This window comes from Bacillus sp. C30, assembly GCF_040838255.1.
Lineage (GTDB): Bacteria > Bacillota > Bacilli > Bacillales > Bacillaceae_G > Bacillus_A > Bacillus_A mycoides.
In genome coordinates, this window is record NZ_JBFPJH010000126.1 from 1 (window position 1) to 8,905 (window position 8,905).

General features: G+C 36.2%; 11 protein-coding genes and 1 pseudogene. 9 read left to right on the forward strand and 3 right to left on the reverse strand.

From position 1 onward, the window contains the following. Nucleotides 1–265: hypothetical protein (locus AB3X49_RS13250; RefSeq protein WP_367962587.1), on the forward strand; the 265-nt coding region annotated here is incomplete at its 5' end. A 69-nt stretch (nt 266–334) separates the two neighbouring features. Continuing rightward, nucleotides 335–547 (forward strand): hypothetical protein, encoded by a 213-nt coding sequence (locus AB3X49_RS13255; RefSeq protein ID WP_002012518.1) that lies wholly within the window; start codon nt 335–337, stop codon nt 545–547. A gap of 30 nt (nt 548–577) precedes the next feature. Here the strand turns inward: AB3X49_RS13255 and AB3X49_RS13260 are convergent, their stop codons facing one another. Then, nucleotides 578–916, reverse strand: a complete 339-nt coding sequence (locus AB3X49_RS13260) for a hypothetical protein (RefSeq protein WP_001253195.1) — start codon at nt 914–916, stop codon at nt 578–580. A 358-nt stretch (nt 917–1,274) separates the two neighbouring features. Between AB3X49_RS13260 and AB3X49_RS13265 the strand changes: the two genes are divergently transcribed. The 5 genes and pseudogenes from AB3X49_RS13265 to AB3X49_RS13285 all read left to right on the forward strand — a co-directional run. Continuing rightward, nucleotides 1,275–1,955: a class I SAM-dependent methyltransferase gene (locus AB3X49_RS13265; RefSeq protein WP_367962589.1), complete on the forward strand. Its 681-nt coding sequence runs from the start codon at nt 1,275–1,277 to the stop codon at nt 1,953–1,955. A 93-nt stretch (nt 1,956–2,048) separates the two neighbouring features. After that, nucleotides 2,049–3,737, forward strand: a complete 1,689-nt coding sequence (locus AB3X49_RS13270; protein ID WP_002031556.1) for a formate--tetrahydrofolate ligase — start codon at nt 2,049–2,051, stop codon at nt 3,735–3,737. Between the two features lie 90 nt (nt 3,738–3,827). Next, nucleotides 3,828–4,355, forward strand: coding sequence for a hypothetical protein (locus AB3X49_RS13275; RefSeq protein WP_002065080.1), 528 nt, complete (start codon nt 3,828–3,830; stop codon nt 4,353–4,355). Between the two features lie 19 nt (nt 4,356–4,374). After that, a complete protein-coding gene (locus AB3X49_RS13280; RefSeq protein WP_002012513.1) occupies nt 4,375–5,544 on the forward strand; it encodes a DEAD/DEAH box helicase in 1,170 nt (389 codons plus the stop codon). Nucleotides 5,545–5,558: 14 nt separating this feature from the next. After that, a pseudogene (locus tag AB3X49_RS13285) lies at nt 5,559–5,639 on the forward strand (VOC family protein); the annotation flags it as partial. A 44-nt stretch (nt 5,640–5,683) separates the two neighbouring features. Here the strand turns inward: AB3X49_RS13285 and AB3X49_RS13290 are convergent. Together AB3X49_RS13290 and AB3X49_RS13295 are read right to left on the reverse strand one after the other, a co-directional pair. Then, entirely contained in the window at nt 5,684–6,322 is a 639-nt protein-coding gene (locus AB3X49_RS13290) for a zinc dependent phospholipase C family protein (RefSeq protein WP_002135913.1), read from the reverse strand. Between the two features lie 29 nt (nt 6,323–6,351). Further along, nucleotides 6,352–7,338, reverse strand: a complete 987-nt coding sequence (locus tag AB3X49_RS13295; RefSeq protein WP_367962592.1) for a quinone oxidoreductase family protein — start codon at nt 7,336–7,338, stop codon at nt 6,352–6,354. Nucleotides 7,339–7,544: 206 nt separating this feature from the next. Here AB3X49_RS13295 and AB3X49_RS13300 point away from each other — a divergent pair, with 206 nt between their 5' ends. Together AB3X49_RS13300 and AB3X49_RS13305 are read left to right on the forward strand one after the other, a co-directional pair. Further along, nucleotides 7,545–8,123, forward strand: coding sequence for a sigma-70 family RNA polymerase sigma factor (locus AB3X49_RS13300; RefSeq protein ID WP_367962594.1), 579 nt, complete (start codon nt 7,545–7,547; stop codon nt 8,121–8,123). Then, nucleotides 8,120–8,800, forward strand: coding sequence for a DUF3600 domain-containing protein (locus AB3X49_RS13305; RefSeq protein WP_367962596.1), 681 nt, complete (start codon nt 8,120–8,122; stop codon nt 8,798–8,800). Before AB3X49_RS13300 ends, AB3X49_RS13305 begins: the two co-directional genes overlap by 4 nt. Nucleotides 8,801–8,905: the final 105 nt, after the last annotated feature.

The following is an 8,905-nucleotide window of genomic DNA, read 5'->3' on the forward strand; positions in this document are numbered from 1 at the left end:
ACTTATAACTTGTCCGAAAGAATCAGATTTTAAATTGTATTTAGAGGATAAGTATGCATTGAAATGTGACGAGAGTAGCTTTGAATGCACGCAAAATGTAGATGAAAAAAAAGAGAAATTACAGTTTGAAAGTATTGATGCACGAAATGGTGTTTTCTTTATGACTGTAAAGCAAACGTATAAAACAGAAGCTGGTGTTACGAAAGAATATAGCGGAGTAGGTATATTCGGTACATTTCTTTTTGTTTCAGAGAAGACTTTCTAGTAATAGAAGGTCTTTTTTTTATGCTTATGTTCATATAGATGAAGTAAGACAAGCATAGGAGGGGTATTGATGAAGAAGGGATGTATCGTTTGTGGTGGTGAGGAGTTTTTTTCTTCAACATTATATGCACGTACGAAACAAGATTGGGCATATGCGCCAAACATGTACCGATTTGAAAAGGTGTTTATTGAGCATAGAGATGAAGAAAATTATCCAGTTTTTCAAGAAATTACAGCGAAGCATTGTTGTGGATGCGGTCATATTATGTTGTATCACGAATGAACACACCAAGTATAACTTGGTGTGTTTTTTTTAAAACGCTGACAAAGCAAGCGGATAGAGTAAAGTAAATAAAACAGAAAAACTACCAAAACCAATTGCGGTATATCCAAGTGTTCTCGCTCCAAAATTGACAGCTAATAAGCCAACTAAAATAGCAAGGGAGCCGAGTGTAACAGGATAAAAAGCAATGGAGAATAACGAAAGAAATAATGCGACATAGCCGATCATTGCACCGGTATTTGTACCTTCTATTTCATTTGCAATTTCTTTGCGCTCATGTCTAATCGGAATACCAGCCGGAGATATTTCAGCTGCATACTCTTCGTTTTTTTCACCACTTTTAAAATGATGATTTCTCTTTCTTCGCATGTACATCCCTCTCTTTCAATTGGGTGTATCTATAGTATCTTTCATAAGGAGCAGAACATGAGTATGAGTTAAACCCAAGTAAAGCAAAAATTGGAGAAAATAGATTCCGTTGTTATCCTGTTTATCCCGCTATTTGCCGTGCAGTAAGACCCCCACCTCAAAATTCGGCTGGAGCAAAGAAGTTAGATGGGAGTCGGGCTGCCAGTAAAAGCCCGATTGGTTCAAATAATAATCAGTGGGGGCGAACAAACACCCCCACTGATTAAAGTTTCACTTTATCTCCTTATGAAGATAAACAGGGATTTTGGAACATGATGTAGAATGAAATGAATGATAATACGTGAAGGTAGGGGAATGTATGGCGAAGTTTAATTGGCATGAATCGGCAGAGAAAAAATGGGATAACAATGCAGAGTTTTGGAATCAAAATAGTCAAGAAATGTGGGATAGCGGGAGCAGGAGTACAATCATTCCATTTTTTGAGCAGTACGTGGAAAAGGAAGTACAAGTGTTAGATGTTGGCTGTGGTGATGGGTATGGTACATATAAATTAAGTCTTACTGGCTACAAAGCGGTTGGGGTGGACTTATCGGAAGTTATGATTCAAAAGGGTAAGGAGCGCGGAGAAGACCCAAACTTATCTTTTATAAAAGGTGATCTTTCTTCATTACCATTTGAAAATGAGAAATTTGAAGCAATTATGGCAATTAATTCTTTAGAATGGACCGAGGAGCCGTTGCGAGCATTAAATGAAATAAAGCGTGTTTTAAAGAAAGATGGATACGCATGTATTGCAATTTTAGGACCGACAGCAAAACCGAGAGAGAACAGTTATCCGCGCCTATATGGCAAAGACGTTGTTTGCAATACGATGATGCCTTGGGAATTTGAACAGTTAGCAAAAGAACAAGGATTTGAAGTTGTAGATGGTACCGGCGTATATAAGCGTGGAGTAAATGAGAAGACGTTAGGTCAGCTACCTACAGAGTTACAACAAGCGTTAACATTTTTATGGGTATTTATGTTAAAAAACGTATAACAAAATTGAAGGGTTTTAGGAGGTAAATAAGTGCAGAAAATACAAAAAACTGATACAATATCATCAGAATCAATTAAAGGGGGACTAGGGTATATGACAACTACTACAACAGTTAAATCTGATATTGAAATCGCACAAGAAGCAAGTATGAAGAAGATTCAAGAAATTGCAGCTAATTTAAATATTTTAGAAGAAGAACTAGAGCCATACGGACATTATAAAGGCAAGTTATCTCTTGATATTTTTAAGCGTTTACAAGATGAGAAAGACGGTAAAGTTGTTTTAGTAACAGCGATTAACCCAACTCCAGCAGGAGAAGGTAAATCAACAGTAACAGTTGGTTTAGGCCAAGCTTTTAATAAAATTGGTAAGAAAACAGTAATTGCACTTCGCGAACCATCTCTTGGACCAACAATGGGATTAAAAGGCGGAGCAGCAGGTGGCGGTTATTCTCAAGTAGTACCAATGGAAGACATTAACCTTCACTTTACTGGAGATATTCATGCGATTACAACTGCCAATAACGCATTAGCGGCGTTTATTGATAATCATATCCAACAAGGAAACACACTTGGAATTGATACGCGTAAAATCGTTTGGAAACGCTGTGTTGACTTAAATGATCGTGCCCTTCGTAACGTAGTAATTGGCCTTGGTGGACCGGTTCAAGGTGTACCACGTGAAGACGGTTTTGATATTACAGTAGCATCTGAAATTATGGCCGTATTCTGCCTTGCAACAGATATTCAAGATTTAAAATCACGTCTATCTCGCATTGTTGTCGCTTATAATTTTTCAAATCAACCTGTAACAGTTAAAGATTTAGGAGTAGAAGGAGCGTTAACACTTCTATTAAAAGATGCATTAAAACCGAACTTAGTACAAACATTAGAAAATACACCAGCTATCATTCATGGCGGACCATTTGCGAATATCGCTCACGGTTGTAACAGTGTTATCGCTACGACAATGGCAGCAAAATTAGGTGATTATGTTATTACAGAAGCTGGATTCGGTGCAGATTTAGGTGCCGAGAAGTTTTTAGATATTAAAGCACGTGCAGCTGGTATTAAACCAGAAGCGGTAGTTATTGTTGCGACTATTCGTGCGCTTAAAATGCACGGTGGTGTGGCGAGAGATCAATTAAAAGAAGAAAATGTAGATGCGTTAGCAAAAGGTATGGAGAACTTACAGAAGCATGTTGAAACAATTCAAAGCTTCGGTGTTCCTTTCGTAATTGCCATTAACAAATTCATTACTGATACAGATGCAGAAGTTGCATACTTACAAGAATGGTGCAATGAGCGTGGCTATGCAGTATCCTTAACAGAAGTTTGGGAGAAAGGTGGCCAAGGCGGAGTTGACCTTGCTGAGAAAGTGTTAAAAGAAATTGAAAAAGGTGAAAACAACTACGCACCACTTTATGAATTAGAATTACCATTAGAAGAAAAAATTCGTACAATTGCTCAAAAAGTTTACGGCGCAAAAGATATTGAATTTGCTCCGAAAGCACGTAAGCAATTAGCTCAATATGAGGGAGAAGGCTGGAGTAACCTACCGATTTGTATGGCGAAAACACAATACTCTCTTTCAGATGATGCAACAAAATTAGGTCGCCCATCTGACTTTATCGTTACAATTCGTGAATTAAAACCATCTATCGGTGCAGGGTTTATCGTTGCGTTAACAGGAACAATGTTAACAATGCCAGGCCTTCCTAAACAACCAGCAGCACTACAAATGGATGTAAATGAAGATGGAAAAGCAGTAGGTTTATTCTAAAAGGTTGTAATTCATCTCGTTTATCTGTAAACTATATATACATCAAGTGGCGCCTTTCCATCGAAAGGCGCCTGTTTTTTGGAGGAAATTATGTTTGATCCAACTGCTTTTGAAAATTTAAAGGTAATTGTGGAAGGAGCTGTCTATGATTTCGATTTACACGGTGATATTCTCGTAACGGATCGAAAAGATGTGATGGACCTTGCTTCATTAAGTCGTATGTATAGTATTTCATTTCAACTAACAGAAACATTTAAAACGATGGTAGAGGCGACATTTTCACTATCTGTTGATGCAAAGAATTTATCAGGTGAAATATTAGAAGTACCTCAGTTTATACCAGGTTGTGAAATGAAGCTGGAATTCTCGTTCGAAATGGAGCAACCAGAGATAGGATGCGAAGAAATTGAAACTTTATTGCATTCTATATGGGGAAAAGAGCGAATGATTACGCAAAAAATTTCATACGAATATAATAAGCAAGCGATTTCATATCATAATAAGGTAGAGGTTCTATTTCAAAAATCGATTACAGAAGACCATGTTGATGATTTAATAGCTGTTATTTCACACATGATAGAAACGGTGCGAACAATACAACATTTTCTTCAAAAATAGAGATAAAGGAGAAAAACAAATGATAAAAGATATGCAACCATTTTTACAACAAGCTTGGGAAAAGGCTGGTTTTAAAGAATTTACTGAAATTCAAAAACAAGCGATTCCAACTATTTTAGAAGGACAAGACGTTATTGCTGAATCTCCAACTGGAACAGGAAAAACATTAGCGTACTTATTACCACTTTTACATAAAATTAATCCTGAAGTTAAACAACCTCAAGTTGTAATTTTAGCGCCAACTCGTGAACTTGTTATGCAAATTCATGAAGAGGTTCAAAAGTTTACAGCAGGAACGGATATTTCAGGTGCGTCTTTAATTGGTGGTGCGGATATTAAGCGCCAAGTTGAAAAATTAAAGAAACATCCGAGAGTTATTGTCGGTTCACCAGGACGTATTTTAGAGTTGATTCGCATGAAAAAATTAAAGATGCATGAAGTGAAAACGATTGTATTTGATGAGTTTGATCAAATTGTAAAACAAAAGATGATGGGTGCTGTACTTGATGTAATTAAATCAACGATGCGCGATCGTCAATTAGTATTCTGCTCGGCGACAATAACAAAAGCTGCAGAAGATGCGGCACGTGATTTGACAGTTGAACCACAATTAGTACGTGTAACACGTTCAGAGGCACAGAGCCTAGTTGAACATACGTATATCGTTTGTGAGCGTCGTGAAAAAAATGATTATATTAGAAGAGTTATGCATATGGGAAATGTAAAAGCAGTTGCCTTCTTAAATGATCCATTCCGTTTAGATGAAATTACTCAAAAACTGAAGTTCCGTAAAATGAAAGCAGCAGCACTTCATGCAGAGGCAAGCAAACAAGAGCGTGAAGTAACGATGCGCGCGTTCCGTAGCGGGAAATTAGAAATATTACTTGCTACTGATATTGCAGCACGTGGATTAGATATCGATGATTTAACACACGTAATCCACTTAGAGTTACCAGACACAGTAGACCAATATATTCACCGCTCAGGACGTACTGGACGTATGGGCAAAGAAGGAACAGTTGTTTCTCTTGTAACAGAACAAGAAGAGCGTAAATTACTTCAATTTGCGAAAAAATTAGGTATCGTGTTTACGAAACAAGAAATGTTCAAAGGAACATTTGTAGAATCGAAACCACCAGCACCAAAGAAAAAGAAACCAGCTTTTACTGGTAAGAAAAAGCCTAGATAAATAATGAGAAAGACGTAACTATGCCTACTGGTAAATTGTTTAACTTTGCTGATAGTGAAGGGAATTACTTTGCAGTAATGGGAAAAAATAAATAATTATATAGTTATGTGAAAATCCCCCTCGTAAATAATGAGGGGGATTAAATATTTGAAGTCAATTTTTTATTAACGAGTTGTTCTATAAAAAATGTTCCTTTTTCAATTGCAGTCTCAATATAACCAACGATTTGATCAAATGAAAACACTTGTAAGTTTTCGTGTAAGTGTTGCTCAGGATATAGCATATCTTCAAAAATATATTGCCGAAAAGCTAAAACATTCTTTCTAGAAATCTCCTCTATATTCACAATGTTAGCCTCTTGATTAAGTAGGGCGAAGAGCTGCTGTTCTTTATCGTAATGATGCAACAATTGTGCGTTCAATAATTTAAAATCGTTATAGTACATAGGTGCGATAGTTTCGTCGTTTTCTATTCTGTTTTTAAGCCAAGGTAGAAAAAAGCCGCTTAGCCAATTATCATCGGCAATGAGGTGGGTATAATAACCTAAAATATAAGGGGAATCCAGATGATCTTCGTATTTATGAATAAATGAATCATAATCTATTCTTCTCGTATAGTTCTTCGTTGTACCAGCGTAAAAATGTGAAGTTCCTTTTTCTTTTTTTGAATGAACAGCATCAGGAGCTACACCACCAAGTAAGAAAGAAGTTTTATCTTGAATAGATAGTTTCTCTGCAATACCGCTCGCGATAATGATATGCATAATTCGTGATCCCATGAATAACACCTCTATTTCATGTATTCATTTTAGGGAGCTGTCTGAACGTGGAGTATTACTTTCCCTGTACTTTGTCTACTTTCGACCCATTCATGTGCTTTCCCTGCATCTTGAAGAGGAAAAGATTTCGTAGCTTTAATTTGTAAACTTCCATCGCGTAAATAACGGAAAACTTGATTCACAGTTTCTTGAAGCAATTCAGGACGTTTTTTCCGTGTAGTGCCAAAGCTGAAACCGAGTATAGAACGGCAACTTGCGTGTAAATCTTTCGTTTGAAAACTACCAACTTCTCCGCTAGCATTGCCGAAATGGACGAGACGACCGTAATAAGCAAGGCATTCTAAACTTCTTTCGGACACAGTACCAGAAATAGAATCTAAAACAATATTAACGCCTTCTCCGTTTGTAAGTTGATTTATCCTCTCTACAAAATCTTCATCTTGATGACAAATAACATAATCAGCGCCAGCATCTAAAGCAATTTTTCTTTTTGCTTCATTTCCAACAGTGCCGATAACTTTTTTAGCCCCTAATAGTTTTGCAAGTTGAATCGCTGTAGTACCAATTCCACCAGCAGCTGCATGGATTAGAACTGTTTCATCTTTTTGTAGTCTTGCAACATTTGCAAGTAAATTGTAGCTTGTAAAAGATACGATAGGGCAGGCAGCTGCAGCTTGAAAATCGACTTCATCAGGTAAAACGAAAGTAAGATTTTCGTTTGCGACAACGTATTCTGCGTAAGATCCGTTTTGAGGGAAAGCGATGACACGTTGTCCAGAATGAATATTTTTCACTTGAGAACCTACGTGTTCTACAATACCAGCTACATCTATACCTGGAATAAAAGGTAATGCTTTGTTTCCTTTTTTGCCATAGCGTGATTTAATATCGGCGAAATTAACACTAGTAGCAACAACACGAATTAAAACTTGATTGTCTGAAATAGCCGGCATCTCCACATCTGTATATTTCATCACTTCAGGACCACCGAACGAAGTTACAACGATAGCTTTCATATACATCCTCCTAAATTTGAATATATATATTATTTTAAATCTTTATTAGAAATTGGAAAATTATATAATTGTTATGCAGGGTTATAAGTGAAGCTTATGAAGTCATTGCATCATTATATTAATTTATTTGAAAAAACTTTGAAAGAAATCGAACGAAATATCGTTTTCTTGCCAATATATAGTGTAGGACAAAGGAGGGATGGTACATGAAGGGTGAAACAGTGTATTCAGATTTAATCCAATTAACTTTATCAGGCAATAAAGAAGCATATAGCGAATTGTATGATAAAACGATTCAAGAAATATATAAGACAGCACATTTTTTAATAGAAGACAAAGCAGATGTAGATGATGTCGTTCAAGAAATATACATACAGCTATATGAATCGCTTCGTAAATATGATAGCGAGAAGCCATTTAGACCTTGGCTAATTGGACTTGCGATTAAACAAATTCATTCTTATAGAAGAAAGAGGTGGATGCGACTACGAATTGTAAAAAAAGCAGAAGAGCAAAGAAAACCAGTACAAATTGATTTTTCTAGCGATGTTGTAAGTAAAATATCAAATCAAAAATTAATCGAACTCATTCATAAGTTACCGTATAAATTGAAACAAGTTATTATCTTAAGATACTTACACGATTACTCTCAAGAAGAAGTAGCACAAATATTACATATTCCAATCGGTACAGTGAAGTCTAGAATTCATGCGGCATTAAAGAAACTACGTCACAAAGAGCAAGTAGAAGAAATCTTTTTAGGAGAGGTAGGGAATGTGAAATGAGCTTAGATTGTAGAGTTAGAGAATCTATACAAGAAGAAGCGAAGGGGATTATTGCCCCGCCGGAGTTAAAAGAAAAAGTAATTGTTCAAATAAAAATGAAGAGCGGGGGAAGTAAAAGGAAGAAGCGCCTTATCGCAGGAGTGCTTACAGCCGCATTTTTAATCCCAACGACTGGTTTTGCTTACCAATCTATTATGGCGGATGGTATATACGGATCTTTTGAGAACTTAAAAAAACATGCCGGAGCTATAACATTAGAAGGATACATGCGTTTTAATGCAAAGTTATCACAAGCGAAAGACGAAATGGGTGCGAAGGAATATGAAGAGTTTACAAAAGAACTAAAGAAATTAACAAATGCAAAGCTTGAGTACGGGGATTCGAACGGTAATATTGATTATGATCAATTATCACCAGCTAAAAAAGAGGAAATGAAAAAGGTAGAAATGGAACTTCAGCCGTATTTTGATAAATTAAATGGCCATAAATCTAGTAAAGAAGTATTAACTTCAGAAGAGTATGAACAATATATGGAAGCGTTAATGTCATATCAAACTGTATTAGTAAAAGCGAAATCGAGTGGTGGGATAACAGTAGAAGAAGTACCTGAAGCGTATAAAGAAAGATTTATTAAAGCAGAACAGTTTATGGAGTATGTAGATGAAAAGGTGAGATAAGTAAAAAAGCTCATAGCTTAAGCTGTGAGCTTTTCTTATTGAAACGTAAATATATTAACCACCTATTCCTTTTGCTAGCAATAAGAAATATACAAATATTAGTAT

Coding starts and splice junctions, on each gene's coding strand:
- AB3X49_RS13300 (WP_367962594.1), top strand. CDS start 7,545: ATGAAGGGTGAAACAGTGTATTCAGATTTAATCCAATTAACTTTATCA.
- AB3X49_RS13305 (WP_367962596.1), top strand. CDS start 8,120: ATGAGCTTAGATTGTAGAGTTAGAGAATCTATACAAGAAGAAGCGAAG.
- AB3X49_RS13265 (WP_367962589.1), top strand. CDS start 1,275: ATGGCGAAGTTTAATTGGCATGAATCGGCAGAGAAAAAATGGGATAAC.
- AB3X49_RS13295 (WP_367962592.1), bottom strand. CDS start 7,338: ATGAAAGCTATCGTTGTAACTTCGTTCGGTGGTCCTGAAGTGATGAAA.
- AB3X49_RS13270 (WP_002031556.1), top strand. CDS start 2,049: ATGACAACTACTACAACAGTTAAATCTGATATTGAAATCGCACAAGAA.
- AB3X49_RS13260 (WP_001253195.1), bottom strand. CDS start 916: ATGCGAAGAAAGAGAAATCATCATTTTAAAAGTGGTGAAAAAAACGAA.
- AB3X49_RS13255 (WP_002012518.1), top strand. CDS start 335: ATGAAGAAGGGATGTATCGTTTGTGGTGGTGAGGAGTTTTTTTCTTCA.
- AB3X49_RS13280 (WP_002012513.1), top strand. CDS start 4,375: ATGATAAAAGATATGCAACCATTTTTACAACAAGCTTGGGAAAAGGCT.
- AB3X49_RS13290 (WP_002135913.1), bottom strand. CDS start 6,322: ATGGGATCACGAATTATGCATATCATTATCGCGAGCGGTATTGCAGAG.
- AB3X49_RS13275 (WP_002065080.1), top strand. CDS start 3,828: ATGTTTGATCCAACTGCTTTTGAAAATTTAAAGGTAATTGTGGAAGGA.